Annotated in this window: 25 protein-coding genes and 5 pseudogenes; 10 read left to right on the top strand and 20 right to left on the bottom strand. The window is 50.3% G+C overall.

Annotation, left to right across the window (positions count from 1 at the left end):
- Window positions 1–8: 8 nt before the first annotated feature.
- The 6 genes from potG to ACLJQJ_RS03375 all read right to left on the bottom strand — a co-directional run bounded on the left by potG (window position 9) and on the right by ACLJQJ_RS03375 (window position 5220).
- Window positions 9–1142 (bottom strand): putrescine ABC transporter ATP-binding subunit PotG, encoded by a 1134-nt coding sequence (gene potG / locus ACLJQJ_RS03400; RefSeq protein ID WP_001000698.1) that lies wholly within the window; start codon window positions 1140–1142, stop codon window positions 9–11.
- A gap of 87 nt (window positions 1143–1229) precedes the next feature.
- Window positions 1230–2342, bottom strand: a complete 1113-nt coding sequence (potF, locus tag ACLJQJ_RS03395) for a spermidine/putrescine ABC transporter substrate-binding protein PotF (RefSeq protein ID WP_000125769.1) — start codon at window positions 2340–2342, stop codon at window positions 1230–1232.
- 348 nt (window positions 2343–2690) lie between these two features.
- Window positions 2691–3167 (bottom strand): YbjN domain-containing protein, encoded by a 477-nt coding sequence (locus ACLJQJ_RS03390; RefSeq protein ID WP_063809357.1) that lies wholly within the window; start codon window positions 3165–3167, stop codon window positions 2691–2693.
- Window positions 3168–3263: 96 nt separating this feature from the next.
- Window positions 3264–4166 (bottom strand): 30S ribosomal protein S6--L-glutamate ligase, encoded by a 903-nt coding sequence (gene rimK, locus ACLJQJ_RS03385; protein ID WP_000684361.1) that lies wholly within the window; start codon window positions 4164–4166, stop codon window positions 3264–3266.
- A 57-nt stretch (window positions 4167–4223) separates the two neighbouring features.
- A complete protein-coding gene (gene nfsA / locus ACLJQJ_RS03380; RefSeq protein WP_000075300.1) occupies window positions 4224–4946 on the bottom strand; it encodes a nitroreductase NfsA in 723 nt (240 codons plus the stop codon).
- Window positions 4930–5220 carry a YbjC family protein gene (locus ACLJQJ_RS03375; RefSeq protein WP_063809356.1) on the bottom strand — a complete coding sequence of 97 codons (291 nt, stop codon included), beginning with the start codon at window positions 5218–5220 and terminating at the stop codon, window positions 4930–4932. Before ACLJQJ_RS03375 ends, nfsA begins: the two co-directional genes overlap by 17 nt.
- 169 nt (window positions 5221–5389) lie before the next feature.
- Between ACLJQJ_RS03375 and ACLJQJ_RS03370 the strand changes: the two genes are divergently transcribed.
- Window positions 5390–5653: a GrxA family glutaredoxin gene (locus ACLJQJ_RS03370; RefSeq protein ID WP_000495513.1), complete on the top strand. Its 264-nt coding sequence runs from the start codon at window positions 5390–5392 to the stop codon at window positions 5651–5653.
- A 31-nt stretch (window positions 5654–5684) separates the two neighbouring features.
- Here ACLJQJ_RS03370 and ACLJQJ_RS03365 read toward each other — a convergent pair whose 3' ends face one another.
- Window positions 5685–6062 (bottom strand): inner membrane protein YbjM, encoded by a 378-nt coding sequence (locus ACLJQJ_RS03365; RefSeq protein ID WP_000680850.1) that lies wholly within the window; start codon window positions 6060–6062, stop codon window positions 5685–5687.
- A gap of 270 nt (window positions 6063–6332) precedes the next feature.
- Here ACLJQJ_RS03365 and ACLJQJ_RS03360 point away from each other — a divergent pair, with 270 nt between their 5' ends.
- Window positions 6333–8018 carry an aspartate:alanine antiporter gene (locus ACLJQJ_RS03360; RefSeq protein WP_001024853.1) on the top strand — a complete coding sequence of 562 codons (1686 nt, stop codon included), beginning with the start codon at window positions 6333–6335 and terminating at the stop codon, window positions 8016–8018.
- 235 nt (window positions 8019–8253) lie between these two features.
- Here ACLJQJ_RS03360 and ACLJQJ_RS03355 read toward each other — a convergent pair whose 3' ends face one another.
- The 7 genes and pseudogenes from ACLJQJ_RS03355 to ACLJQJ_RS03325 all read right to left on the bottom strand — a co-directional run bounded on the left by ACLJQJ_RS03355 (window position 8254) and on the right by ACLJQJ_RS03325 (window position 13459).
- Window positions 8254–8472 (bottom strand): ogr/Delta-like zinc finger family protein, encoded by a 219-nt coding sequence (locus ACLJQJ_RS03355; protein ID WP_063809355.1) that lies wholly within the window; start codon window positions 8470–8472, stop codon window positions 8254–8256.
- Window positions 8473–8562: 90 nt separating this feature from the next.
- A pseudogene (locus ACLJQJ_RS03350) lies at window positions 8563–9655 on the bottom strand (phage late control D family protein).
- Window positions 9652–11739: pseudogene (locus ACLJQJ_RS03345) on the bottom strand (replication endonuclease). The pseudogenes ACLJQJ_RS03350 and ACLJQJ_RS03345 overlap by 4 nt, the downstream one beginning before the upstream one ends.
- Window positions 11736–12593, bottom strand: a complete 858-nt coding sequence (locus ACLJQJ_RS03340; protein WP_063809354.1) for a DNA adenine methylase — start codon at window positions 12591–12593, stop codon at window positions 11736–11738. The pseudogene ACLJQJ_RS03345 and the gene ACLJQJ_RS03340 overlap by 4 nt, the downstream one beginning before the upstream one ends.
- Window positions 12590–12817, bottom strand: a complete 228-nt coding sequence (locus tag ACLJQJ_RS03335; RefSeq protein WP_063809353.1) for a TraR/DksA family transcriptional regulator — start codon at window positions 12815–12817, stop codon at window positions 12590–12592. Before ACLJQJ_RS03335 ends, ACLJQJ_RS03340 begins: the two co-directional genes overlap by 4 nt.
- Window positions 12817–13050, bottom strand: a complete 234-nt coding sequence (locus ACLJQJ_RS03330; RefSeq protein WP_063809352.1) for a DUF2732 family protein — start codon at window positions 13048–13050, stop codon at window positions 12817–12819. The genes ACLJQJ_RS03335 and ACLJQJ_RS03330 overlap by 1 nt, the downstream gene beginning before the upstream one ends.
- 67 nt (window positions 13051–13117) lie before the next feature.
- Window positions 13118–13459: a DUF5347 domain-containing protein gene (locus ACLJQJ_RS03325; RefSeq protein ID WP_063809351.1), complete on the bottom strand. Its 342-nt coding sequence runs from the start codon at window positions 13457–13459 to the stop codon at window positions 13118–13120.
- An 81-nt stretch (window positions 13460–13540) separates the two neighbouring features.
- Here ACLJQJ_RS03325 and ACLJQJ_RS03320 point away from each other — a divergent pair, with 81 nt between their 5' ends.
- Window positions 13541–13789, top strand: a complete 249-nt coding sequence (locus ACLJQJ_RS03320) for a hypothetical protein (RefSeq protein WP_063809350.1) — start codon at window positions 13541–13543, stop codon at window positions 13787–13789.
- A gap of 271 nt (window positions 13790–14060) precedes the next feature.
- Here ACLJQJ_RS03320 and ACLJQJ_RS03315 read toward each other — a convergent pair.
- The 3 genes and pseudogenes from ACLJQJ_RS03315 to ACLJQJ_RS03305 all read right to left on the bottom strand — a co-directional run.
- Window positions 14061–14171, bottom strand: a pseudogene (locus ACLJQJ_RS03315) (phage filamentation protein Fil family protein); the annotation flags it as partial.
- 10 nt (window positions 14172–14181) lie between these two features.
- Window positions 14182–14688: pseudogene (locus ACLJQJ_RS03310) on the bottom strand (phage regulatory CII family protein); the annotation flags it as partial.
- A 32-nt stretch (window positions 14689–14720) separates the two neighbouring features.
- Window positions 14721–14942: a hypothetical protein gene (locus tag ACLJQJ_RS03305; protein ID WP_063809348.1), complete on the bottom strand. Its 222-nt coding sequence runs from the start codon at window positions 14940–14942 to the stop codon at window positions 14721–14723.
- Window positions 14943–15048: 106 nt separating this feature from the next.
- On the opposite strand from ACLJQJ_RS03305, the gene ACLJQJ_RS03300 reads away from it, so the two are divergent.
- From ACLJQJ_RS03300 to ACLJQJ_RS03290, 3 genes and pseudogenes are all read left to right on the top strand, one after another.
- Window positions 15049–15987 carry a phage repressor protein CI gene (locus ACLJQJ_RS03300; protein ID WP_077950919.1) on the top strand — a complete coding sequence of 313 codons (939 nt, stop codon included), beginning with the start codon at window positions 15049–15051 and terminating at the stop codon, window positions 15985–15987.
- Between the two features lie 10 nt (window positions 15988–15997).
- Complete coding sequence (locus ACLJQJ_RS03295; RefSeq protein ID WP_063809347.1) at window positions 15998–16987, top strand: hypothetical protein; 990 nt, start codon at window positions 15998–16000, stop codon at window positions 16985–16987.
- A gap of 87 nt (window positions 16988–17074) precedes the next feature.
- Window positions 17075–18152 (top strand): annotated as a pseudogene (locus ACLJQJ_RS03290) (tyrosine-type recombinase/integrase).
- A gap of 81 nt (window positions 18153–18233) precedes the next feature.
- On the opposite strand, the gene ACLJQJ_RS03285 reads toward ACLJQJ_RS03290, so the two are convergent.
- Entirely contained in the window at window positions 18234–18794 is a 561-nt protein-coding gene (locus ACLJQJ_RS03285) for a TetR/AcrR family transcriptional regulator (protein WP_023209113.1), read from the bottom strand.
- 167 nt (window positions 18795–18961) lie between these two features.
- On the opposite strand from ACLJQJ_RS03285, the gene ACLJQJ_RS03280 reads away from it, so the two are divergent.
- Window positions 18962–20173: an MFS transporter gene (locus tag ACLJQJ_RS03280; RefSeq protein ID WP_000217418.1), complete on the top strand. Its 1212-nt coding sequence runs from the start codon at window positions 18962–18964 to the stop codon at window positions 20171–20173.
- The gene (locus tag ACLJQJ_RS03275) at window positions 20170–20985 is read left to right on the top strand and encodes a Cof-type HAD-IIB family hydrolase (protein ID WP_000023554.1); all 816 of its coding nucleotides are present in this window, start codon (window positions 20170–20172) and stop codon (window positions 20983–20985) included. Before ACLJQJ_RS03280 ends, ACLJQJ_RS03275 begins: the two co-directional genes overlap by 4 nt.
- Window positions 20986–21038: 53 nt before the next feature.
- Here the strand turns inward: ACLJQJ_RS03275 and ACLJQJ_RS03270 are convergent, their stop codons facing one another.
- Entirely contained in the window at window positions 21039–22271 is a 1233-nt protein-coding gene (locus tag ACLJQJ_RS03270) for an MFS transporter (RefSeq protein ID WP_001181284.1), read from the bottom strand.
- A gap of 312 nt (window positions 22272–22583) precedes the next feature.
- On the opposite strand from ACLJQJ_RS03270, the gene ybjG reads away from it, so the two are divergent.
- Together ybjG and deoR are read left to right on the top strand one after the other, a co-directional pair.
- Window positions 22584–23192: an undecaprenyl-diphosphate phosphatase gene (ybjG, locus tag ACLJQJ_RS03265; RefSeq protein ID WP_023181381.1), complete on the top strand. Its 609-nt coding sequence runs from the start codon at window positions 22584–22586 to the stop codon at window positions 23190–23192.
- Between the two features lie 71 nt (window positions 23193–23263).
- A complete protein-coding gene (gene deoR, locus ACLJQJ_RS03260) occupies window positions 23264–24022 on the top strand; it encodes a DNA-binding transcriptional repressor DeoR (protein WP_000450106.1) in 759 nt (252 codons plus the stop codon).
- 44 nt (window positions 24023–24066) lie between these two features.
- Here the strand turns inward: deoR and dacC are convergent, their stop codons facing one another.
- Window positions 24067–25269, bottom strand: a complete 1203-nt coding sequence (dacC, locus tag ACLJQJ_RS03255) for a serine-type D-Ala-D-Ala carboxypeptidase (protein ID WP_000195712.1) — start codon at window positions 25267–25269, stop codon at window positions 24067–24069.
- Window positions 25270–25509: the final 240 nt, after the last annotated feature.

Genomic DNA, 25509 nt, shown 5'->3' with positions numbered 1-25509 from the left:
TTTCCCCCTTATACCGTCAGGACCACGCAGCTATCCGCTTCCCAGCACAAACGCACTTCATCGCCCCAGGTCGGTAACCCTTTCCGGTAACGGTGCGCATTCTGCAGTTGAGCGCTGATCATCTGCCCGCTTTTTAGCCGCACATGATAAATAGACAGATCGCCGAGATACGCAATATGCGCCACTTCGCCGACGGCGAAATTATAGCCATCGGCAGGCGGCGACTCACACAGCATGATTTTTTCCGGACGTAGCGCCACATATACCGGCACATTATCAACGACAGAGGCATCTGCATCGACTTTTAACGGATGAACCAAACCGGGCGCGTCAATGACCAGACCGTCCTCCTCACGCGCTTTCAGTAAGCCCTCAAAAACATTTACCGATCCGATAAATTCGGCGCTATAGCGGGTCGTCGGATGCTCGTAAATCTCCTCCGGTTCGCCAATTTGCACAAATTTTCCACGGTTCATGATGGCAATGCGCCCCGCCATCGTCATCGCTTCTTCCTGATCGTGCGTCACCATGACGCAGGTCACGCCGACGCGCTCAAGGATATCCACCACTTCAAGCTGCATCCGGTCGCGTAATTTTTTATCCAGCGCGCCCATCGGTTCATCCAACAAGAGCAGCTTAGGACGTTTCGCCAGGCTGCGCGCCAGGGCCACGCGCTGGCGCTGACCGCCGGAAAGCTGATGCGGCTTACGTTTCGCAAACTCCTGCATGTGCACCAGACCCAGCATCTCATTGACGCGGCTGGTAATCTCCGCCTTCGGCAGTTTGTCCTGCTTCAGACCAAAAGCGATGTTCTGCTCTACCGTCATATGCGGAAACAACGCATAGGACTGAAACATCATATTAATCGGACGCTGATACGGCGGAACATGCGCCAGATCGACGCCGTCGAGCATAATTTGCCCGCTGCTCGGCGGTTCAAAACCTGCCAGCATCCGTAGCAGAGTCGATTTTCCACAACCTGACGCGCCCAGCAGGGCAAAAATCTCGCCTTTATAGATAGTCAGACTGACATCATCGACAGCATGTTGCCCGTCGAATGACTTCGTCAGGTTGCGAATTTCCAGAAGCGGCGTCAGCGCTTTACGGGTTTTCACCTGCGGGCGGTGGGGGACATCATTCACAAGGCGCTCTCCGGCATAACACAATCAAACGATACAAACGGTGGAATGCCCGATAGCGCATGCTTATCAGGCCATACCGTTAATCAATTACTTACCGCTTTTCACCTTCGTCCATGCGCGGGTGCGGACGCGATCAATCTTCGGCTCCTGCACTTTCAGGGTAAACAACTTGGCCCGCACATCCGCCGGCGGATAAATTCCCGGGTTATCGCGCACCTGCTGGCTGACCAGCGCCGTCGCCTCTTTATTCGCATTGGCGTAGAAAACGTGATCGGAAATATGGGCAATCACATCAGGGCGCAGCAGATAATTAAGGAACTGGTAGGCCTCGTCTTTATTTTTGGCGTCAGCCGGCATGGCAAACACATCAAAAAACGCCATTGCCCCCTCTTTGGGGATCGAGAAAGAGATATTGACGCCATTTTTCGCCTCTTTCGCCCGGTTAGCGGCCTGCCAGACATCGCCCGCCCAGCCGATGGCCACACAGGTATCGCCATTAGCCAGATCGTTAATGTATTGCGAGGAGTGGAAATAGCGAATGTTTGGCCGTAGCTTCAACAACAGATCGGTTGCCGGGCCGGTGTAGTCATCCGCTTTGCTGCTATTCGGATCTTTACCCAGATAGTTCAGCACGGTGGCAAAAATTTCTTCAGGCGCATCAAGGAAAGAGACGCCGCAGCTTTTTAGCTTCTCCAGATTTTCCGGCTTGAGGACTAAATCCCAGCTATTCACTGGCGCATCATCCCCCAGCACCGCTTTCACTTTATCAACGTTATAGCCAATGCCCGTCGTGGCCCACATATAGGGCATGGCGTATTTGTTGTCAGGATCGTGCTTCGCTACCAGTTTCAGCAGTTCAGGATCGAGGTTTTTCCAGCCGGGAAGTTTGCTTTTATCCAGCGGCTGAAAAACGCCCGCGGTGAGCTGGCGCTCAAGAAAACTGGCCGATGGCACCACCAGATCGAACCCGGTGCTGCCTGCCATTAACTTGCCTTCCAGCACTTCGTTAGAGTCAAAGACATCATAGATAACGTTAATCCCGGTCTCTTTTTCAAAGTTCGCCACCGTGTCCGGCGCGATATAATCTGACCAGTTATAAATGTGCAGCGTTTTTTGTTCGGCAGCGAGCGTGCCGACAGAGACGACCATCAGAGCACCCGCAACCAGACCCGATAGCCATTTTTTCTTTAAGGCGGTCATCATCGCTTTCCTTCTGAAATCCGTTAACAAATGAACCCATTAGGCGTGGTTTAAAACATGCCTGAAATGTGCATACCTTTTCATTTGATACAAATGAAGAAGAGAGGTCACCCTCCCTGCCATCAAGCTCGCTATAGAAGTTTCGCAAGAATAACTTTAGCTAAGGTTTGAGGCTATAGCCCAGATTAAAAAACGCCTTTTATCAATTTTTTATGCAGGTTTTGTCTATGTGATAAAGCGAAATGGTCAGAAAGGAGGTGAATAATTCTTTAAATAAAGGTTAACGGCAGCATAAAAAAACGTAAACGGCAGCCGCGCTGGCAGCGACTGCCTGATTATCGGGAGGGATCAGTGAAGAAAATGGTCAACCGCGCTGGTTTTTTGCACGTCTTCTTCCGCGTTAAACAGAAGCTGATGCGCCCCGGCCTCAAGGATCACCATAGAAATCTGCTCTTCACTTTGGCGAACAAACCATTCGAACTGTTCGTAGGTGACGCCTTGCATAACGGATAAAGACTGGCACACAACCAGTTTTGGTAGATTATCATCCTGCATATCGAGAAAGGCTTTTACCGTCAACGAACTGGCGTTGATAGCAGAGAGATCGGCCGCCAGCGGCAGCAACGCGGAAGGCCTGACCTCCGCCATCGCGGAAAAAAGAACGGTGTTGTCCACCAAATCGATTTTAGCATCGTAGACGCCGTCAAAATTCTGCATATGCGGCAAATGCAGCGCCTGGCAGGTATCACATTCGAAGAAATTCATGCCCAGGTCGTCGAGCCATTGACGCAACGTATCCAGAGTGGGAACGACCAGTGATATCATAATAATGTGCTACCTCTTACGATGACGATGAAAAAATTACCGGCACAGCTTACGCAAAAAGCGTGCTTCGTACTACGGCGGAATCCACGATTGCGATTAGCCGCCGATTTTAAGGCAAAATTCAGGCGTAGCGTGACGTTCTATCCACTGAATCATTCGCCCCGCGATATCCACGCCCGTAGTCTTTTCGATACCTTCCAGTCCCGGCGAGGCATTCACCTCCATCACCAGCGGCCCGCGCGCGGCGCGTAAAATATCGACACCCGCCACATCCAGCCCCAGCGTTTGTGCGGCTTTGATGGCGATATCCCGTTCACGGGGCGTGATCGTCGCGATGCTGGCCACCCCGCCACGATGAAGATTGGAGCGAAAATCACCGGCTTTCGCGCACCGCTCAATCGCCGCCACAACCTCATTGCCGACGACCAGACAACGAATATCGCATCCTTTAGCTTCGGCAATGTATTCCTGAACCAGGATATGGGCATTCAGCCCCCGAAACGCATCAATAACGCTTTCAGCAGCCTGACGCGTCTCCGCCAATACCACGCCGATCCCTTGCGTGCCTTCTACCAGCTTCACGACCAGCGGCGCCCCGCCAACCATCTTAATAAGATCGCTGGTATCATCCGGCGAATGGGCGATCCCGGTAATGGGGAGATCGATCCCCTGGCGCGCCAGAAGTTGTAGCGATCGCAGCTTATCGCGCGCGCGGGTAATAGCGACGGATTCATTCAGCGGATAGCTACCCAGTAGCTCAAACTGACGTAGCGCAGCGGTACCATAAAAGGTAATGGCCGAACCAATACGGGGAATAACGGCGTCAAAATGGGGCAGACGACGCCCCTTGTAATGGATCGACGACGCTGCCGGATTAATATTCATATAGCAGGAAAGAGGATCGAGTATCTCGACCAGATGGCCGCGCCGCATCGCCGCTTCGCGCAGACGTTTGCAAGAATAGAGCGTTCCATCCCTGGACAATATGGCAATTTTCACCCTGCACCTCGCTGAAAACCCTGAAAAGCCCGCGTATCATACACTGGCCCGCAGGTTTTAGCGCGTCGCCCAGCCCTGTTTATGCAAATATTCAAGGATAAATGGGCGATTTTCTTTAATCAGGGTGCGACGGATATGATCGCTCCAGGTATCGCGTCGCGTATTACTGCCGCGGGTCAGATAATACTCAGCCAACTGCTCGTCATAGCGCGCCAGCAGCTTTTCATCAAGCGGTTGATACTGGTTCTCATGAACCACAAGCTCGGCAGGCAGGCGCGGTTTCAGATCCGGATTATCCGCAGGCCATCCCAAACACAGGCCAAAGAGCGGCAATACATGCTTCGGCAATTTTAATAGTTCGGTAACAGACTCAATATTGTTACGGATGCCGCCGATATACACGCCGCCTAACCCCAGTGATTCCGCCGCCGTCAGCGCATTTTGCCCCATCATCGCCGTATCGACGACACCGAGCAGCAGTTGTTCGGCAAGCCCCAACTGCGCGTCAGGGCAGATCTGCAAATGACGATTAAAATCGGCGCAAAATACCCAGAACTCAGCGGCCTGCGCCACATGCTTTTGCCCGCCCGTCAGGGGCACTAACGCCTCGCGCAGCGCCCGATCGGTAATACGGATAATAGAGCTGCACTGTAAAAAACTGGAACTGGACGTGCTGCGCGCGGCGGCAATAATGGCCTCTCGCTGCGCGTCAGTCACGGGTTCATCGGTGAAATGGCGAATAGAACGATGGCCACAAAGAAGTTCAATGGTCGGACTCATTATGCTTTTCTCTATCTGAACGGGAAGAAATGTCGGGTGGACGTTTCATCAACTGCGGCGCCAGTAACTGCGCAATACGCCACATCATCGCCACCGCGGCGGGGAGGATCAACACGACGCCGAGGAAAACCATCAATACGCCAGCCAGCGACGTATTGAACGGCGCGGGCAGCGTAAGGTAATGATTAAGCGATAGCAGAGCAAGCACCAGCAAAATCATACCAAGGTATTCCAGTATCAGTACGCTTTTGGGTAACACGCCAATCGTGCGCATATCAAGCCTCCCGGTTAACTGACGCACAGTGTAGAACGTTCTGGTCCGGCGTGCTTAACAGATATAGCCCTGGGTTATCAAAGGAACAGGCGTAACCTGCTTTTCATCTGCCGTAAATCGCGGCATGATAACACCTGTTCGCCGTCTGGCTTTATGTTCGAGGAGAGATATGTTTACTGTTATTTTTGGCCGCCCAGGGTGCCCTTATTGCGTGCGTGCAAAAGAGTTGGCGGAAAAACTGAGCAAAGAACGCGACGATTTTAACTACCGCTATATTGATATCCATGCTGAAGGCATTACTAAAGCGGATTTGGAAAAAACCGTAGGTAAACCTGTAGAAACCGTACCGCAGATTTTTGTCGATCAAAAACATATCGGCGGCTGTACGGATTTTGAAGCATGGGCAAAAGAAAATCTGAATCTTTTCGCCTGATTGCTCTGGCAACGCCCTCTACCGGAGGGCGCTATCGGCGTTTTTTTCGCCGGTGGCTAAACAGGCTGCTAATAAACAAATAGCAGAGCGCGCCTAACGCACACCAGAATACGGCGCTAAATAACCACGCCAGTTCTTGCCAAAACGATCGGGTAGGCATAAATACCACGCGCATTAACACCAGGCAAAACGGCGCCGCCAGCATCGCCCCGATCAGCGGTCGGATCACCTCGCGTCGGTGAGAACAAAAACTGGCCACCGCACCAGGCAACGTAAAAAATAACAGTCCAATCTCAGGATGCCCTGCCGCGCGAAAAGCGCCTTGTACATGCATAGTTAATGAAAGACACACCACAATAAAGAGTACAAAGCAGCAGACAACGCTTGCCCACCCGTGTTTATGTTTCAATCGTTCCTCCTGACACTCTCTATCGAACACGCTTTCCGCCGTGAGGCATCCAGTCAGATAAAGTCATGTGGCATTCCATGCCAAAAACACACCTGCACGATTCTTATAGCCGTTAGTACGCAATAAGATTAAACTAGCAGGATATATTGTTGTGTTGTTTTTATTTGGATGCTGTATGCAATACGATTGCACCCTTAATTCATGATAAAAACAGTAGCGTAAATTACCATTTCTTTCAACAGCTTACTCGTAAACAAGAAGTTAGTCTCCGTGAATATAAACGTCGCAGATTTGTTAAATGGGAATTACATCCTGTTATTATTTGTGGTCCTGGCTCTTGGCCTGTGTCTTGGCAAGTTACGTCTGGGTTCAGTCCAACTTGGTAATTCCATTGGCGTTTTAGTGGTCTCTCTATTATTAGGGCAGCAACACTTCAGTATTAACACCGACGCGCTAAATCTGGGATTTATGCTGTTTATTTTTTGTGTCGGCGTCGAGGCTGGCCCCAACTTTTTTTCGATTTTTTTTCGCGACGGTAAAAACTATCTGATGCTTGCCCTGGTCATGGTCGGTAGCGCTCTGCTAATCGCCTTAGGCCTTGGTAAGCTATTCGGCTGGGATATCGGCCTGACGGCCGGTATGCTGGCCGGCTCAATGACATCCACGCCCGTGCTGGTTGGCGCAGGCGATACCCTGCGACATTCCGGCATCGCCAGCACCCAACTCTCCTCCGCTCTTGATAATCTGAGCCTGGGCTATGCCCTGACCTATCTGATTGGCTTGGTCAGTCTGATCGTGGGCGCGCGCTACTTGCCTAAACTACAGCATCAGGATTTGCAAACCAGCGCCCAGCAAATTGCCCGCGAGCGCGGTCTGGATACCGATGCTAATCGCAAGGTTTATTTGCCGGTTATCCGCGCCTATCGGGTTGGTCCGGAACTGGTGGCCTGGACTGACGGCAAAAACCTGCGCGAGCTGGGTATTTACCGCCAGACAGGCTGCTATATCGAACGTATTCGTCGTAACGGTATTCTGGCGAACCCGGATGGCGATGCGGTGCTGCAAATGGGCGATGAGATTGCGCTGGTCGGCTATCCGGACGCGCACGCCAGGCTCGATCCCAGCTTTCGTAATGGTAAGGAAGTGTTTGATCGCGATCTGCTTGATATGCGCATCGTGACGGAGGAAATTGTGGTGAAAAACCACAATGCGGTCGGTCGCCGCCTCGCTCAGCTCAAGCTGACCGATCATGGCTGCTTCCTTAACCGCGTCATCCGCAGCCAGATCGAAATGCCTATCGACGATAACGTTGTGCTGAATAAAGGCGACGTGTTACAGGTGAGCGGCGACGCCAGACGCGTAAAAACCATCGCCGATCGCATTGGTTTTATTTCGATCCATAGCCAGGTGACGGACCTGCTCGCCTTCTGCGCTTTTTTTATCATCGGGTTAATGATCGGGATGATTACCTTCCAGTTCAGCAATTTTAGTTTCGGCATCGGCAACGCGGCCGGATTGCTGTTCGCCGGGATCATGCTCGGTTTCCTGCGCGCTAACCATCCTACCTTTGGTTATATTCCGCAGGGCGCGCTTAACATGGTGAAAGAATTCGGCTTGATGGTATTTATGGCAGGCGTTGGTTTAAGCGCCGGCAGCGGTATCAGCAACGGTCTGGGCGCGGTCGGCGGACAAATGCTGATCGCCGGACTTGTCGTCAGCCTGGTACCGGTGGTGATCTGCTTCTTGTTTGGCGCTTATGTGCTGCGCATGAATCGGGCGCTGCTGTTCGGCGCCATGATGGGCGCGCGTACCTGCGCCCCGGCGATGGAAATCATTAGCGATACGGCGCGCAGTAATATTCCAGCGCTGGGTTATGCGGGGACTTACGCCATCGCCAACGTTCTGCTAACGCTGGCGGGGACGCTTATTGTCATCATCTGGCCGGGGTTAGGATAAAACTGAAGTTTGCCTTTAAGTGAAAAAATTTTGCCAATAGGTCGAACTTTTCGTTAAAGCATCAGTCATACCTATTGCCACTGCTTTTCTTTGATGTCCCCATTTTGTGGAGCCCATCAACCCCGCCATTTCGGTTCAAGGTTGGTGGGTTTTTTGTTGCCTTAAATTTATGCTGTTTAAAATCATGATGTTAGAAGCACTATTTTTTAACGATGGCGACAAAATGGCGGCAGCGTTAAAGAGAGAGCGCCACCTGTCCTGATTTCATTGGATGCGGCTGAACCGGATTTGACTCTTTTGGCGTTGCAATCGAACGAACAAAAGTTTCATGGGTAACAAAAGTATGGCTGCAGTTAGTGTTCTGGCACTGGTTGTAACGCTCTTTGGTCAATGAAGATACCTGAAAACTGCTGCGAGTATGGGCGGCACTTCCACACAGTGGGCAAATCATCATTTTTCGAGTTCTCCCCATTTTTGCTAAATTCACAATAATGATACCGCATTATTCCATTTTGCAAACTTAAAAGTTCTCCATTGCGAAGAATCATTCCATTTCGAAATCATCAATCCTCACTTCAAGCTCCAGACTGGTCGTAAAACCGTTATCCGGGCTGACGGTATGTGTCAGAGTCGTAATGGTCCATTCCGCATCATCTATCGGCTGTTTAAAGCCACTGACTTTCACTGGCATTTCCGTGTAGAGATCTGCCCGCCCTTCCGCCAGTTGTAGCGAGAATGACGCAACACCGCGTTGCAGGCGTTCCCACTGCATTTTCGCTGCCCGTTCGGCGTTACTCCGATTGGCATAAGTGCGATTGAGTACCAGCACGTTTTCATCCGTACCCACCAGGTAATCGCCCTGCTTCGCTTCCGGCTCTTTCTTCTGCTTCTTAGTCCTGCGCTTACGCTTCACCGTAGTGCTTTCTTTCTTCGCGGGTATGCAACCAGCTGGCAATTACGCCCGTGTAAGCTCCGCGATCTGCCAGGGTAAAGCGGTGACTGTCGCCGTCCTTACGTGTGATAGTGATAACCGGTAGTGGTTTACCGCTGGCGCTTTTACTCTGTCCCTGCCGGATGAATAACAGATTGCCATTTTTCACCGACACAATAGCACCGTACTGGCGCGACAGCCGCATCAGAAAACTGCCGTCACTCTCATTAGTCTGGTCTATATGATCCACGGTTTTATCCGACAAGTCTTTACCCAGTGCCATCTTCAGTTTGTGCCGCGCGGCTATTTCCTTCACCACTTCCCCGACGGTGGTCTTGTGCCACGATTTTTCACGGCGGGTATTCAGCGTTTCTCGAAAATCAGCACTTCGCGCCCGGATAGTCAGGCGGCCCGGTGCGCCAGTGTGTTCAATCTCGTCCACCGTGAATGCCCCTTTCGGGAAAAGCGGCTGCCCCTTCCAGCCCAGCGCCAGCGTAATGACCGCACCACGGCGCGGCAGCACGATTTTTCCGTCGGCGTCGTCCAGCTCCAGATCAAGCTGGTCCGCTTCAAAGCCCCGATTGTCCGTCAGCGTCAGACTCATCAGGCGGTTATCCAGCACAGTAGTGATATCTCTGCCCTCAATACTGATGCTGAATGCCGGAGTTTTATTGCCTTTGTTAAGCAGTTCAGAACTGAAATTCACGACAGCAGCCCTCCCACCGTTTTACTGATATCGCTTAAGGCAGACATTGCCGTGTCCTGCCAAGGGGCGCAAGCGCCCTGGTCGGCTGCTGCCTCCTGAACGTCAACGGCCTTACGAACCTTTTTCCACTTCATCGCGTGCGTGCAAATCTTGCCCTCTGCAATCGGGGACCAGATGCCATAGATACGGATACCGTGATCGCCGTAGGCGCTCGGTTCGTCGTTAAGCTCATAAGCCGTGCGGACAAGGTGATGTTTACGGGGAACTAGTACACCGCCCTGCTTCATGATGTAGGTGGCAAAGCAGCCCGCATCAGCTGCCGCCAGTACCGCATCCAGACGCGGGTTATCCAATACCGGCGCACCCGCTTTGCGTTCGCCCTGCACTCTGGCCGCCTGACCAGCCAGCAAACGCAGCTCTCGGTATGCCTGACGCCCCGGAATACCAAAGAAACGGAATTGCTGGACACGGTGCAGTGACGCCCAGGCGCTGACATGCTCGGCGCTGTCACGCAGTGATCTGCCGGTTTCTTTGCTGATTTCTTTAGCCAGCCCGCGCCCGTCGATGTTCTTACTGATGTATTTGGCAATGTAGCTGGTCGGCGTGCCCTTGCGCGGGTTGATTAGCTCGGACTTGAAGCGCGGCCCGGTATTGGTGCCCAGCTCCTCGCGGTCTTCACGGATGGCAAACTTACGCAGCAGCGCGGTGATGGAACGGCGGTCTTTTTTGCGCATGAAGCACAGAAGATGCCAGTGCACGGTGACGTCATGATGCGGCTCAGCCACCCGCACGCCATACCAGCGCAACCCGGCTTTGTGCATAGCCTTACGAAATGCAGCAAACATGCCGACCAGATAATCGCTGCTTTGTCTTACCGTCGCGTTTGTCCAGGTCGGGTTTGGCCTGCCGTTATTGAGCGTGGAATGGAAACGTGACGGACAGGTAATGGTGTAGAAAACAGCGCAGTCACCGCGCATTTCCGCGATAAGCTCCAGACCTTTAACACAGGCCATCATCTCATTGCGACGATGCGCAGGGTTGCTGCTGCTGGCGTTTACCACGTCTTCCATATCCAGCGTGTCGCCGTCTTCGTTTACCAGTTCATGAGAACGGAAAAACTCCAACGACTTACGGCGCTGCTCACGTTTATGCATCACGGCTTCATAGCTGACATAGGGAGATGCTTTTTTGCTGACCAGGCAGACAGCACGCAACTGCTCTTCCCTCCATTCGCAACGCATCTTCCATAATTTCCGATACCATCAGTCGGCGCACAACATACGCGCCAGCGAACCCGGAATGAGTTCATAGGGCACGGGTTTACGGCGGTTTCTTTTCCGACGGAGTTTCTCAAACGCAGGTGGGATGACATCCAGACGCAGGGTTTCCGCCGCCACCTTTTCCCATGTCTTGCGGATTTCTTCTGGCTTAACGTCATCGGTGGCATACAAATCACCACAAGCTGCATCAAGGCACATGCTCATATGCGCAGCTACCAAGGTGGACAGGCGTTTCACCTGATCCTGACTCATTTCAGGCAGAATCAGCAGGCCGTCCAGCCCTTCATGGCTTGCCATAAAGCGAAAAGAAGTAGATAGCTGACTGTCGCGTACATGCTCCAGCCGTTCCAGACATGGCTTAATCGTCTCACGCAAATAGCGGGAATAAGCCTTTGGCCTGCCCAGGCTGCTGAAGTATTCAATACGTTGCATCAGCGGCTTGCTGATATGGGAAGGCTGGGCGTTAACGTCCGCCAGAATGACCATGTCTGGATTAAAACGCTGCTGCTCATGCGCCAGCTTTGCCCGGCTAATGAGCTTATCCTGCTCCATTTCGCGTTGGACAGGATCACGGGATTCATTAAAGAAATAACGCTCCCAGACCTGATCACTCAGTGCCTCGCGGTGCAGCTGTTCCTGCTCGTTATCGGCAGCGTACAGAGTGATCAGGTTTGAAAGCGCAGAAACCGGCGCGACTTCCGCCGGGTCCAGATAAGGGTTAATGGCCTTTTTCGGGCTGTTCCATGAGAATGCTGCGGCGACCTCGTTAAAGCCGCTGCAGTTGTTCATATCAGCATGGCTCATGCACGCACTCCGTACACGGCAGAACAATCCGCGCCACGCGAAGGATCAAATCCTACCCAGCAGCGCGGCCCGGCAACAGCGATGATTTCTGTTGCAGATTTACTATCACCAGCTGCCACACCGATGCTGCGTTTTGCCTTGATATAGTGGTGAATAAAATTGCGATACAGCGAACGGATCAGGGATGTGTCACTGTTAGAAACAATGACGGGATGTCCTTCTGATGACCGATGTTCAAGAACGGACGCCAGGTGATACTGGTCATCTTCAGTGAAGCCGTCAGTGTGATAACCGGAAAACGTGCCGTCATAAGGCGGATCGCAATACACCACATCCTCCACCTGCAGCATCGCCAGCGTTTCATCAAAGCTTGCGCAGATAAACGTTGCCCGCTGGGCTTTCTCTGCAAATGCGCGAATTTCTTTTTCAGGGAAATACGGATTTTTATAATTACCGTACGGAATGTTGAAATGCCCGCTCTTGTTATAGCGACATAACCCACGGTAACCATGACGATTGAGATACAGGAAATATACCGCTTTCATGAAATCAGTAATTTCAGTGGAGTAATTAAACTCCTGCCTTATGTTGTAATAAGCCACCTCCCTGTTTGCCGCCTCAAATAAAGCTCTGGCACGAGATATAAACGCCTCGCAATCAGCAGCAACCTTTTTATAGAGGTTGATTAAATCAGGATTAATATCCGCAACAAGATAGCTGGGGTAATCCGTCTCCATCATCACTGCACAGGAACCCGCGAAAGGTTCAACCAGTCGCGGGCCAGCAGGAAGATGCTTTTTCAGTTCGGACATAATGGCGGTTTTATTTCCCGCCCATTTCAGGATGGTGCTCATACAGCACCTCCGTTGTAATGTTTGCCTTTCAGCTCTGCGATTTCCTGACAGGTAATGCAAAGCTGCATACCCGGAATGGCGCGGCGGCGTGCTGGCGGAATTGGTGCTTCACACTCAATGCAAAGCACGCGGGACACGCCCGGTGTTTTGTCACGGGCAGCACGGATATGGCGCTGGCGTTCTTCTTCAACGCGCTGCTGTACGAGATCCATTGCATCAGCCATTAGTGGATCTCCTGCGCTTCGTTCTGGATTGCTTCAGCAGTCACACGCAGCAGTTCTGCCGCTTCGACGTGGTTTAGCTGGCGGGATGTAATATGACACGCTAGGCTATCAAGGCAAGCTGCCATTGCTTCAGCCCTTGCCCTGCGTTCTTCCAGACGGGCCTCTGTCAGTAAAATATTAAGCCCTGCGTCATCCGGTCCGGTTTTAGTCGTGAGGTTTTCAATATTACGCATAATCAATTCTCCTGAATTTAGATAAAGGGATGCCCGGCGGGTTTACGCCATTAATTTCATTAGTTGGTTAATTCGGCATGGTTAGCCGTCTGGGAAATAAGCTCACCACTGCACGAAAATGATTCATTGCTTTAATCAACTCCCGCTTTTCGTCAGTGGTCAGCTCATTAATGCTGATGCTATGACGTTCAGCTGGAATTTTTGCCATAAAGAATATGGCAGCCAGTGCCCGTTTATTTTGTTCATTATTGATATCCCGTGGATCACGCATATCTTTAATAAACCGCTCAAGCTCTGACTCAATATTCAGGCCAAAAACTTTCGCCCTTAACTCCGCAATATGATTAAGCCCATTCAGGCGTTCACCGGGGCTTAATGGAACAGTCGCCGCAGCGCCTTTAATAGCCATTTATGCATCCCACAACACATCTACTAAAAAATTTTTGATATGCTCCATTACCAACATATTGATAGCTAGAAGGAATCATCAATGTTGAACCCAGTTGAAAGAGAGCGTATAGAGCAACTTGAAAACGAGATCTCCAGTCTTCGCGATGAGGTTGCTGTTCAACGAATTCTTGTTTCAGGTCTGATCCACTCCTTATATCGAACTGACTCAGCAAATCAATCAGCATTTTTTGAGCTCCTCCGCGAAGAATTAAACAAACTTCCTTTAGGTTCGGTTAAACAACAAGAATTCACTCATCTGATACAGACACTGATAGATCGTTACCGATAAATATTTCGCCGATAACGTTCAAGAGGTGATGTCTTTATACGCATCACTTCTTGTACTCTTTCACCACGTATAAAGGTTCCATCCTTTAGCGTGAAAAAGTAGCTACCATCGCCCGACAACGACGGATAACAACAGAGCAAATCATCTTAAGGTACTGAATAACTCTCTCCTCTGTAACGAAACTGATAAACCACTTCACTTTCTGCCGCATACATTTGGACTTTCTCCGTTTCCTCGTGGTCAATTCAGACAGCAATTCATCTTGTGAATGACATGGATGCCAGCGTTTACCATCCTCACCCATGATCCAGCCGTGACCGTAGTGCATTGCCGGACTTTGTTTTACCAGCAGCGATGCAAATGATGGTTCTTTCGTCAACATAAGCACCTAACAACAAACCGAATGAAGCACCGAGGCCAGTCACGGTATCAACTGCACTCGCCATCGCAGGATTAGCCTGTAAACGGGCCTGCAATGAAACAGCCGCCAGTACCATCAGTCGTGTTACAGCGTTAATGCTGCTGATAGCATCACGACGACCTGCACTGGTTTTTACATCGCCAGATACCGCACCTGCAGCAACACGCCCGATCTCTGCGGTTGCACTCATGACGTAATGTGGCAGTTTCTCTTTTGCTACCTCATTAATCGGTACACATGGCAGGCAGTGAATCTGAGCCAGAAAACCATCTATCAGCGTTGAATCTTCAGTCAGATCGGTAAGCAACCAGATTTCTGGTGCGGTTAATAAATGAGGTTGAGCTGGGTTCAGCTTGTTCCGCAGAATCTGCACATCCATGCCTGCATGTTCTGCCAGTTGCACCAGGTTGTGGCGCAGTGCGAATGCACGACAGGCTTCATCAAAATGTGGATGTTTGGAAACTTGGTAATCAAACATGGTCGCCCCCCTTGATGTATCCCAAAATGGAACTAGTTGAATACAACATTGCAATCAGTAAGTGCATCAACGGTAAGAGCAGCAAGGTTGATCATTACCTTTTCCTTTTTCTTGTCTTTCCGAAGGCGATGGCGAGGGATGCGACCATCAGCCAGCATATCGTTGATTGTGTCGATAGAAAGACCAGTAAGTTCGCTATAACGCTCAATTGTGACGTGTGGCGTATTCAGAGTTATTGAAATGTTAGGGGTCATGATGCAACATCTCCTATTGGCTTGTGGTGAGCCATTGGCTTGTGGTGAGCCGGTTTGAATTGTGACCAGAACTTCACAAAACGGAGATTTGAATCTTATAACGGTTATGTCAACTCAAAAAAACACATTTCGCCATGTTAGCGAGAGTCTAAAAACTTCAATAATGCAAAACCGTGGGGGACAGAAAGTAATTGAGCGTATACTTGTTGCGTATGGTTTTACTTCGCGCCAAGCATTTTGCAATCATCTGGGTATCTCACAAAGCACGATGGCTAACAGGTATGCTCGTGACACATTTCCTGCTGACTGGATGATAATTTGCAGTATAGAGACCGGCGCATCTATCGACTGGCTGGCATCGGGAATCAGCTGTGAATCATCCTCAGTTTTATTAAATGATGAACGTTTAGCCCATACCAAATCTGATGACCTGGATAGAACTAACTCAACAATCCAAAAGTTCCCAATCGAGACCAGTATAAATCCTAATAAAGGAGGAAAGGCAGCAATTGATCGCTTAGTCGCAGCCTACGGCTTTAGCACTCGACAAGCCCTAGCAAACCATTTGCAGGTTTCAAAAAGCACTGTAGCAAACAGGTACTTACGAGACACGTTTCCTAGCGATTGGATCATTCAATGTGCTCTTGAAACAGGAGCTTCATTACTCTGGCTCACAAACGGCAATGGCCCCAAATTTATCGATAATTCCAGCTCTGTTGCCCAACTTAAACACCAAACAATCATTGACGGTAAATTACATGATGAAGGCTACTTAGCATTTGACAAGACGCTTATACCTTCCGGATTGAAAAAACCGATTGGAGTTACCGCAGAAGGAAAAACCTTTATTGCGGATACAGAATATGATGATGTTTCAGATGGTAGTTGGTTGATTGAGATTGAAGGTAAAGTAAGTTTAAGAAAATTAACAAGAATTCCAGTTAGAAAAGTAAAAATCACATCAGATACAACTGATTTTGTTTGTGAACTTGAAGACATTACAACCATCGCAAAATGTTGTTGCGTTTTTTCAAAGGAAATTTAAAGGAATACACATGAATTCTGAAAATAAAAAAAATGAAAACAACTATTATGCTGAAAAAGTTAATTGCGAATGGAAAGATCTTTATAATACTTTAAATGAAAATCCGCATAAATTTAATGAAAATGAGCGTTCCTACTTAATCGAATTATTAAAAAAAGGTGAAATTGATAAATTCAGAGAATACTACTGGAAATTCACTCAGCAAGAAAAAATGAATTACAGCGATAAAGGTGATGAGTTTTTTATTAATGAAAACAATAAGATGAACGAATTAATAAAAGAACAAAAACATCTTCGAGAGATAATGCGATCATATACTAAGCGTTTATTGGAGGCTGAAGAGTCCAAAGCTACGTTACATCTTCGGAATGAAAATTTAGAAAAACTAAATTCTGAAAAAGAAGCAATTATTGAGCAAGCCGTATCTAGAATAAAGCAACTTGAAGCATCGAACAGCGAATTACAAAGCCGAGTACAACAAGAAAGGATTGATGAGAAAATACCAGGATATGTCGATAGCGTTAAAAGTGAACTAAGTTCAGATGACTTATATTTCATTAAAATGTCGCAAGTATGGGCTTTTTCTGGCTGCATTTTCGGGCTACTTGCTGTATGTGCATCATTTTATACACTCTACGCCACAATTGACTTCAACAATGTTAAAGGCTTTGAGCTATTTTATTTTTTCACACGTGGTTTAATTGGTATTTCCATTCTTTCTTGGCTAGCATATATTTGCCTTGGAAACTCTAAAAAATACACCCATGAATCAATTTTGAGAAAAGACAGAAGACATGCACTAATGTTTGGGCAAGTATTCCTGCAAATTTATGGCTCCACGTCAACAAAAGAAGATGCTGTATTAGTCTTTAAAGACTGGAATATGTCTGGTAACTCCGCATTTTCTGACAAAACAGAACTCCCTCCGGGAATCCAATCTTTATGGGATTCAACCAAAGAAAAACTAAAGCCAAGTACCGCTGAAAAAGCACAGGAGTAGGGCCAATGTTTATTTCACCCTAAACATACATTGATAACTGTTTAAATATACAGTTAAATTTAGCCCTCAAACATGAGGGCATTTTTTATGGCAGTACTAAAACTCACCACAGGAAAATGGCTTTGCGAATGTTACCCCGCCGGACGCAGTGGGCGTCGTGTGCGTAAACAATTCGCCACCAAAGGCGAAGCTCTGGCTTTTGAGCGCCACACGATGGAAGAAACCGAAGCAAATCCCTGGCTGGGTGAATCAGTGGCTCGTCGAACACTGAAAGACGTGGTTGAGCTATGGTTCAAACTACATGGTAAATCTCTAACCGCTGGGCAGCATGTCTATGACAAATTGCTGTTGATAGTTGACGCTCTGGGCAATCCCCTTGCAACCGATCTCACATCTAAAATGTTTGCCCACTATCGAGATAAACGCCTGACAGGAGAGATCTACTTCAGTGAGAAATGGAAGAAAGGAGCAAGCCCGGTCACCATTAACCTGGAGCAAAGCTATCTAAGTAGTGTTTTTAGCGAACTATCCCGCTTGGGCGAATGGTCGTATCCGAACCTACTGGAGAACATGCGAAAATTCACCATCGCAGAAAAAGAGATGGCATGGCTTACCCATGAGTAGATTGTTGAATTGCTGGCTGATTGCAAACGTCAGGACCCAATTCTGGCACTGGTAGTTAAGATATGCTTAAGCACAGGCGCAAGGTGGCGAGAAGTAATCAATCTGACCCGATCACAGGTGACCAAATACCGAATTACCTTTGTAAGAACGAAGGGGAAGAAAAACAGAAGCATCCCTATCAGTAAAGAGCTTTATGAAGAGATCATGGCGCTTGATGGGTTCAATTTCTTCACAGACTGCTATTTTCAATTTTTATCCGTGATGGAAAAAACGTCTATCGTGCTCCCTCGCGGTCAGCTTACCCACGTTCTGCGCCATACGTTTGCAGCACACTTTATGATGTCAGGCGGTAACATCCTCGCCCTTCAGAAAATCCTTGGTCACCACGACATAAAAATGACCATGCGCTATGCTCACTTGGCCCCTGAACACCTTGAAACAGCGCTGCGCTTTAACCCATTGGCTACCCTGCCAAATGGCGACAAAGTGGCGGCAGCGGTTGGCATTGCCCCGTAATCACCACTACTTATCACTAACCTAACTTATTGATTATATTGTAACTCATTGTTTTCACTAACCCGTTTACATAAGTGGTTTTTTTGTTGCCTGACGCAGAGTGACACTACATTGACGCTCCGGCGATTCGCTTTACCATCTGTAAAATCGCTTCACGCGCCAGCGGCGTTCGATCCGTTACAAAATGCAGCGTCATCCCCTCGATAAACGCATCCAGCGCGCGGGCGGTCTGTGCGTCAAACCACTGCGCCAGCGTATTCTGGCTACGCTGCATCCAGTTTTGCATGACTATTTTTAACGCTGGCTTATCGCTGGCATAGGCATATAACTGATACATTAACGCCATATTATCCGGCGTCGTAACCTGCGAGCCGTAAATCATTTCCGTTATCGCCTGGCACGCCCCCTCCGCATCCGTCACCTGCGCAAAAAAATCCTGGTATTGACGCGACATGTTCTCGGTGAAAAGTGTAAAAGCTTCACTCAATAACGCATCCATACCGGCAAAATAGTAGGTCATCGAGCCAAGCGGCACCTGAGCGATAGCGGCGATTTTCCGGTGCGTCACGGCATGAACGCCATAGGTCTTTACCGCTTCCAGTGTGGCCTGAATTATTTTTTCCCGTCGCTTAGGATCATTGGCGCGTCTTACGGCATTTTCTTTCATGATGAGTTCCACATCTCATTCAGGATGCAGGCGATAGTAGCCTGCCGCTTACGCTGAAAAAACAGACAGTAAAAACTGTCTGCACAACGAAGTATGACGACGATATGTACAAATGTACACAAGCTTGCTAATGTTTACCTCTCGCTTCTATTTTCTGGCCTGACGCTATGACCGTCCTCTCCTCACGTAACGCCTTAAAACGCCGTACCTGGGCGCTGTTTATGTTCTTCTTTTTACCCGGACTGCTGATGGCCTCCTGGGCAACCCGAACGCCTGCTATTCGGGATATTCTTTCCGTCTCTACCGCGGAAATGGGGGCGGTCTTATTCGGGCTTTCTATCGGTTCAATGAGCGGTATTCTTTGTTCCGCCTGGCTGGTGAAACGATTTGGCACCCGGAAGGTTATTCGCACGACGATGACCTGCGCAGTAGGCGGGATGGTTATTCTTAGCGTCGCGCTGTGGTGCGCCTCGCCGCTGATTTTTGCCCTTGGATTAGCCGTTTTCGGCGCCAGTTTTGGCGCCGCCGAAGTGGCGATTAATGTCGAAGGCGCGGCGGTCGAACGCGAGCTGAATAAAACTGTTCTGCCGATGATGCATGGTTTTTACAGTTTCGGCACGCTGGCGGGCGCTGGTGTCGGCATGGCGTTAACCGCATTAAGCGTCCCGGCTAACATCCATATCATCCTCGCGGCTGCCGTGGCGATCGCGCCCATTTTTATCGCCATTCGGGCGATCCCTGACGGTACGGGTAAAAACGCATCGGAAGATGCTCACCTTCAGGAAAAAGGATTACCTTTTTATCGGGACATCCAGCTTTTGCTTATTGGCGTGGTGGTGCTGGCAATGGCATTCGCCGAAGGCTCTGCGAATGACTGGCTGCCGCTACTGATGGTAGACGGACACGGTTTTAGCCCAACCTCCGGCTCTCTGATCTACGCCGGTTTCACGCTTGGTATGACCGTTGGCCGCTTTACCGGCGGCTGGTTTATTGACCGCTATAGCCGGGTGACGGTTGTTCGCGCCAGCGCGTTGATGGGAGCGCTGGGCATTGGCCTGATTATTTTTGTCGATAGCGACTGGGTCGCCGGCGTCTCGGTCATTCTTTGGGGCTTGGGCGCTTCGCTCGGCTTCCCGCTGACCATTTCCGCCGCCAGCGATACCGGTCCCGACGCGCCGACGCGCGTGAGCGTTGTCGCCACGACCGGCTATCTGGCGTTTTTGGTCGGGCCGCCGCTGTTGGGCTATCTGGGAGAGCATTATGGATTACGCAGCGCCATGATGGTTGTGCTGGCGCTGGTTATTCTGGCGGCGCTGGTGGCGAAGGCCGTCGCCAAACCTGTATCGACTCCGCAACCGGTGATGGAGCATAACGCATGAGTATTAAATTAATTGCCGTCGACATGGACGGCACGTTTCTGAGCGATCAAAAAACCTATAACCGTGACCGGTTTATGGCGCAGTACCAACAAATGAAGCGGCAAGGCATTCGCTTTGTCGTGGCCAGCGGCAACCAGTATTACCAGTTAATCTCGTTCTTTCCGGAAATTGCGCACGAAATCGCTTTTGTCGCGGAAAACGGCGGTTGGGTGGTCAGCGAAGGAGAGGATATTTTTAACGGCGAGCTGACAAAAGCCGACTTCCAGACGGTTGTCGAACACCTGCTCACACGCGCCGATGTGGAGATTATCGCCTGTGGAAAAAACAGCGCCTACACGCTGAAACGGTACAACGATGCGTTAAAAGCCGTTGCGGCAATGTATTATCATCGTCTGGAGTTTGTGGATAATTTCAACAATATCAACGATGTCTTTTTCAAATTCGGCCTTAATATTACCGATGAACGGATACCGGAAGTACAGGCGGCGCTGCACGACGCCATTGGCGATATCATGGTCCCCGTTCATACCGGCTATGGCAGTATTGATTTAATAATTCCCGGCGTGCATAAAGCCAACGGCCTGCGTCTGTTACAGCAGCGCTGGGGCATTCATGATAGTGAAGTGGTGGTATTCGGCGACGGCGGCAACGATATTGAGATGCTGCGTCAGGCCGGGTTTAGTTTTGCCATGTCGCACGCCAGCGAGGCGGTCGCGGCGGCGGCGAAATACCGCGCCGGATCGAACAACCAGGAAGGCGTGCTGGATATTATCGACAGCGTATTAAACAACGAGCCGCCGTTCAACGTCTAGCGGATGCCTCTCTATGCCTGATAACAGAAAGCTTATCAGGCGTAGCCGCTCTCTCAGACTGTTTGCAAATTCCCCGTCCGCTTATCTTTTAAGAAGACCAGCATCAGCAGTAGCCAAAGAATACCGTTTGCCAGATTAAACAGGCTAAATAGCCCATTGCCGCCGCTTAACCAGGCGTGTTTACTTACTTCAATGCCAACGGTAAAAATCAGCATTTGTAGCATTCCCATCGCCGCCGAGACCGTTCCTTTACTCATATCGCTGGAGAAGAGCGTCAGGCGCACCAGTCCGGCATTCGCCAGCCCAATGCCAAAAGCGTATACGCTTAATCCCGCCGTCATCCATAAATAAGCATGGGATGAAACCACCGTCGCCGCCGCGGCGATGATCAGCCCCGCGACGATAGGCCAGCCGCCCATCACGATCAGCGAGCGAACCGTACGTCGGGAGGTTAAACGCGCCAACACCAGATTACCGGCAATGAGCGCGCCAAAAACGGGCACCTGCAGCAGACCATATTCATAGCTGCTGAGCTGTTCGCCGCTAATGATGATAATCGGCGACTGCGCAATCCAGGCCAACAGCGGCAGGCTGACAAATCCCAGCGCTAACGCCCCTGCGACGAACCGCCGGTTTTTTATCACCAGCCGATAGTCACGGCCCAGCGCCTTAAATGACAACGTTTCGCCCCGCCGCGTGGCGGTCTCCGGCATTGCGCGCTGTAGCCCGAAAAAGGCGATAGCGGCCAGTGCGGCAAATAAAATAAACATCCCCTCCCACGGCAGAACATGCACCCATGCCGCCCCAACCAGTGGTCCCAGTAGCGGCGCGATTAACGCCACGTTCGCCATCAGCGCGGTAATTTTTATACACACCGCTTCCTCAAAGGATTCCTGAATCGCGGCATACCCTACAGCGCCGATAAAACACAGGCTAATCCCTTGCAAAAAACGCAGGAAGGTAAATTGTTCGATGTTTTTCGCCAGTAACGTCGCCAGGCAGGTGACAATAAACCACACGACGCCCGCCAGCATCACGGGACGACGGCCAATCCGGTCAGACAACGGGCCAAGCAGCCATTGTAAGAACATACCGCCCGCCAGATAAGCGGTCATGGACGTCGGAACCCAGTCCAGGCCCGCCTGATACTGCTCAACCACCGCCAGCATACCCGGCTGGATCATGTCGTTGCCAATATAAGTAGAAAACTCGTACAGCACCAGACAGAGAGGAAAAAGCAGCGCCTGACGTCCCAGCCTGCCGCCTGATTGTAAACGATTCTGCATACCATCTCTTCGCCAATAAAAACCGCGCAGAGTGTAATGAAAGTCGGGGAACTGAGATAGCGAATTATGAGGCTGCAAGGGAAATAGCGCACATTTTTACAGAAAGCCGCTTAGCGCTTGCGTACTTTAAGGTTAATTTAAGTTTGCGCCGTTATCATCGACATTATTTTATGCCATTGTCTTAAATCTCTTCATGTTGCCGCCAAATAAGACAATACTGCTTTTCCTCTCTGTTACGCTGCATTTATGCTCAGTTTGCACGGGGATGAGCTGGCTATCCCTTTTGATTTCATTGCTCCGAGCCTGGATGTTATGCTGGAAAACCTTAACAACTCGCTGTTTTATTTTATTAACGCCACGCCTGATTCCGCGCAGTGGACGATTTCGCTCGCTATCTTTATCGCCAAAGATGTCATCAACATCGTCCCGCTCTTAGCCGTGGTACTCTGGCTGTGGGGTCCCCGCGATCGGGTCTGCGCCCAGCGTCAGCTGATCGTTAAAATCGGCATCGCGCTGATTATCAGTCTGGCGGTCTCCTGGACAATGGGACACCTTTTCCCGCACGACCGTCCGTTTGTCGATCATATCGGCTATAACTTCCTGCATCATGCCGCCGATGACTCGTTCCCCAGCGATCACGGTACGGTGATTTTTACCTTTGCGCTGGCGTTTTTGTTCTGGCACCGCCTCTGGTCAGGCATCGTGATGATGGCGATAGCCATGACCATCGCCTGGTCGCGCGTCTATCTCGGCGTACACTGGCCGTTAGATATGATTGGCGCGCTGCTGGTAGCGATGCTTGGCTGCCTGAGCGCACAGCTGATCTGGCAGTGGTACGGCGCGCCGCTCTACCAGGCGCTGCAACGTTGTTACCGTTTCTGTTTCGCATTGCCCATTCGAAAAGGCTGGGTACGTGACTAAATAGCGAAAAAAAGAGTAATATTAAGCGCTCTGTATGGTGCAGAGCGCTTATTTAACTCTCCAGGGGAACTATGGAAACGCGACGCGACGAGCGTATTGGTCAATTGCTGCAGGCCTTAAAACGCAGCGATAAACTTCATCTAAAAGAAGCCGCGACCCTGTTGGGCGTCTCTGAAATGACCATTCGTCGCGACCTGAACCATAAAAGCGCGCCTGTCGTGTTGCTGGGCGGCTATATCGTACTGGAGCCCCGCAGCGCCAGTCATTATCTGTTAAGCGATCAAAAATCTCGTCTGGTGGAAGAAAAACGCCGAGCCGCTCAGTTGGCTGCGGGCCTGGTACAAGCGCATCAGACGGTATTTATTGATTGCGGCACCACCACGCCGTGGATCATTGAAGCCATTGATAATGACCTTCCCTTTACGGCGGTGTGCTATTCACTTAATACCTTCCTGGCGCTGCAGGACAAACCCCATTGCCGCGCCATCCTCAGCGGCGGGGAGTTTCACGCCAGCAACGCCATTTTCAAACCGCTTGATTTCCATGAAACGTTAAACAATATTTGTCCGGATATCGCGTTTTATTCCGCCGCCGGCGTTCATACCAGTAAAGGCGCTACCTGCTTTAATCTGGAAGAGCTGCCGGTAAAACATTGGGCCATGACAATGGCACAGAGCCATGTACTGGTGGTGGATCACAGTAAATTCGGCAAGGTACGTCCGGCGCGGATGGGGGAATTATCACGCTTTGATACGATTATCAGCGACCGCCGTCCCGATGAGGCCTTTGTGGCCTACGCTAAAGCGCAACAAATTACTCTGATGTATTAACCGCCCGTAGCCGGATGCGACGCGCACCCGGCAACGGAGTTATTTTACGAGAACCAACTGCCAAACCACTGATGGAGTTTCATCAGCACAAAATCCCACATCCGGCTGAAAAATCCCCCCTCCTCGACGTTTTCCATCACCATTAACGGGCGTTGCTCAATGGATTTTCCGTTAAGCTGGAAATCGATGGTGCCGACAACCTGCCCTTTCTTCAACGGCGCCGTGAGCTGTGGTTCGTTCAACGTAAAGCTGGCCTTCAGGTTTTTAAGCTGCCCACGTGGAATCGTCACTGACCCCGCATCGCCCGCCCCTAAATTGACCTCACGCTTATCGCCAAACCAGACCCGTTGCGTCACGAATGTCGCGTCAGGTTTAATCGGCGTGACCGTTTCAAAGAAGCGGAAACCCCAGGTCAGCAGTTTTTCTGACTCATTAAAACGAATACGGTCCGTTTTCGCCCCCAGCACGACAGAGATCAGGCGCATATCGCCCTGGGTGGCGGAGGCGACAAGGTTATATCCAGCCCCTGCCGTTGTCCCCGTTTTCATGCCGTCGACATGCAGATTGGTGCTCCACAACAGGCGGTTGCGGTTCGGTTGACGAATATTATTAAAAGTAAATTCTTTCTCTTTATGAATGGCGTATTCGTCAGGCACATCGTGAATCAAGGCCTTGCCGAGCAACGCCATATCGCGAGCGGTACTGAACTGCCCTGGCGCATCAAGACCGTGTACCGTCTGGAAGGTTGTATTGGTTAACCCCAGTCGTTTCGCATAGGCGTTCATCAGGCCGATAAAGGACTCCTGGCTTCCGGCGACGTAGTCGGCAAGCGCGATACAGGCATCATTACCTGACTGAATGATGATGCCTTTATTAAGATCCGCAACAGACACCTGATCGCCTGGCTTCAGAAACATCACCGACGACCCACGTAGCGCCGGGTTCCCCGTCGCCCAGGCATCTTTGCCCACCGTTACCATATCGGTTAGCTTGATTTTCCCTGCCTTCAGCGCCTGGCCCACCACGTAGCTGGTCATAATTTTTGTCAAACTGGCAGGGTCGAGTTTCTCATCGGCGTTGCCTTCCGCCAGTACTTTACCGCTGGCGTAATCCATTAAGATCCAGGCTCGCGCATCAACGCCCGGCGGCGCGATCGTTTGTTCCTCTGCCTTTACAGGCGAAGCGAAAAGGAATAAGAGAACCGAACCTGCCGCGAGGCTACGAAGGGAAGAAGCGTATTGCGTCATAGTACCACCCGAGTATCCATTCCAAAAACACACGTCACACCACCGTGTAATAAGTGCGGTGAGTAATAACGCACTCACGACGTTAAAGAAACCGTAACTTGGTAAAGTTTTTAAAGTTTATGCAATAACATCCCGTTACGCTTCCTTCATAACGATTTTTTTACAGACCATTGTGTAAATGTTAGGTTTATCTCACGGTAGGCCGATTACTGTCATCATCCTGATAAAACGGAAGGGGTT

This window comes from Salmonella sp. SAL04202, assembly GCF_046550775.1.
Taxonomy (GTDB): Bacteria; Pseudomonadota; Gammaproteobacteria; order Enterobacterales; family Enterobacteriaceae; genus Salmonella; species Salmonella enterica.
The sequence above is the reverse complement of the archived record's forward strand: the minus strand, read 5'-3'. Positions and strand labels throughout refer to the sequence as shown.

Coding starts and splice junctions, on each gene's coding strand:
- ACLJQJ_RS03390 (WP_063809357.1), bottom strand. CDS start 3,167: ATGATATCACTGGTCGTTCCCACTCTGGATACGTTGCGTCAATGGCTC.
- ACLJQJ_RS03285 (WP_023209113.1), bottom strand. CDS start 18,794: ATGAAAGAAAATGCCGTAAGACGCGCCAATGATCCTAAGCGACGGGAA.
- ACLJQJ_RS03305 (WP_063809348.1), bottom strand. CDS start 14,942: ATGACCCCTAACATTTCAATAACTCTGAATACGCCACACGTCACAATT.
- potF (WP_000125769.1), bottom strand. CDS start 2,342: ATGACCGCCTTAAAGAAAAAATGGCTATCGGGTCTGGTTGCGGGTGCT.
- ACLJQJ_RS03320 (WP_063809350.1), top strand. CDS start 13,541: ATGTTGAACCCAGTTGAAAGAGAGCGTATAGAGCAACTTGAAAACGAG.
- nfsA (WP_000075300.1), bottom strand. CDS start 4,946: ATGAGTCCGACCATTGAACTTCTTTGTGGCCATCGTTCTATTCGCCAT.
- ACLJQJ_RS03300 (WP_077950919.1), top strand. CDS start 15,049: ATGTCAACTCAAAAAAACACATTTCGCCATGTTAGCGAGAGTCTAAAA.
- ACLJQJ_RS03370 (WP_000495513.1), top strand. CDS start 5,390: ATGTTTACTGTTATTTTTGGCCGCCCAGGGTGCCCTTATTGCGTGCGT.
- ACLJQJ_RS03335 (WP_063809353.1), bottom strand. CDS start 12,817: ATGGCTGATGCAATGGATCTCGTACAGCAGCGCGTTGAAGAAGAACGC.
- ACLJQJ_RS03270 (WP_001181284.1), bottom strand. CDS start 22,271: ATGCAGAATCGTTTACAATCAGGCGGCAGGCTGGGACGTCAGGCGCTG.
- dacC (WP_000195712.1), bottom strand. CDS start 25,269: ATGACGCAATACGCTTCTTCCCTTCGTAGCCTCGCGGCAGGTTCGGTT.
- ACLJQJ_RS03295 (WP_063809347.1), top strand. CDS start 15,998: ATGAATTCTGAAAATAAAAAAAATGAAAACAACTATTATGCTGAAAAA.
- deoR (WP_000450106.1), top strand. CDS start 23,264: ATGGAAACGCGACGCGACGAGCGTATTGGTCAATTGCTGCAGGCCTTA.
- ACLJQJ_RS03330 (WP_063809352.1), bottom strand. CDS start 13,050: ATGCGTAATATTGAAAACCTCACGACTAAAACCGGACCGGATGACGCA.
- ACLJQJ_RS03325 (WP_063809351.1), bottom strand. CDS start 13,459: ATGGCTATTAAAGGCGCTGCGGCGACTGTTCCATTAAGCCCCGGTGAA.
- ACLJQJ_RS03275 (WP_000023554.1), top strand. CDS start 20,170: ATGAGTATTAAATTAATTGCCGTCGACATGGACGGCACGTTTCTGAGC.
- ACLJQJ_RS03375 (WP_063809356.1), bottom strand. CDS start 5,220: ATGCGCACGATTGGCGTGTTACCCAAAAGCGTACTGATACTGGAATAC.
- ybjG (WP_023181381.1), top strand. CDS start 22,584: ATGCTGGAAAACCTTAACAACTCGCTGTTTTATTTTATTAACGCCACG.
- ACLJQJ_RS03340 (WP_063809354.1), bottom strand. CDS start 12,593: ATGAGCACCATCCTGAAATGGGCGGGAAATAAAACCGCCATTATGTCC.
- ACLJQJ_RS03355 (WP_063809355.1), bottom strand. CDS start 8,472: ATGATGATTTGCCCACTGTGTGGAAGTGCCGCCCATACTCGCAGCAGT.
- ACLJQJ_RS03280 (WP_000217418.1), top strand. CDS start 18,962: ATGACCGTCCTCTCCTCACGTAACGCCTTAAAACGCCGTACCTGGGCG.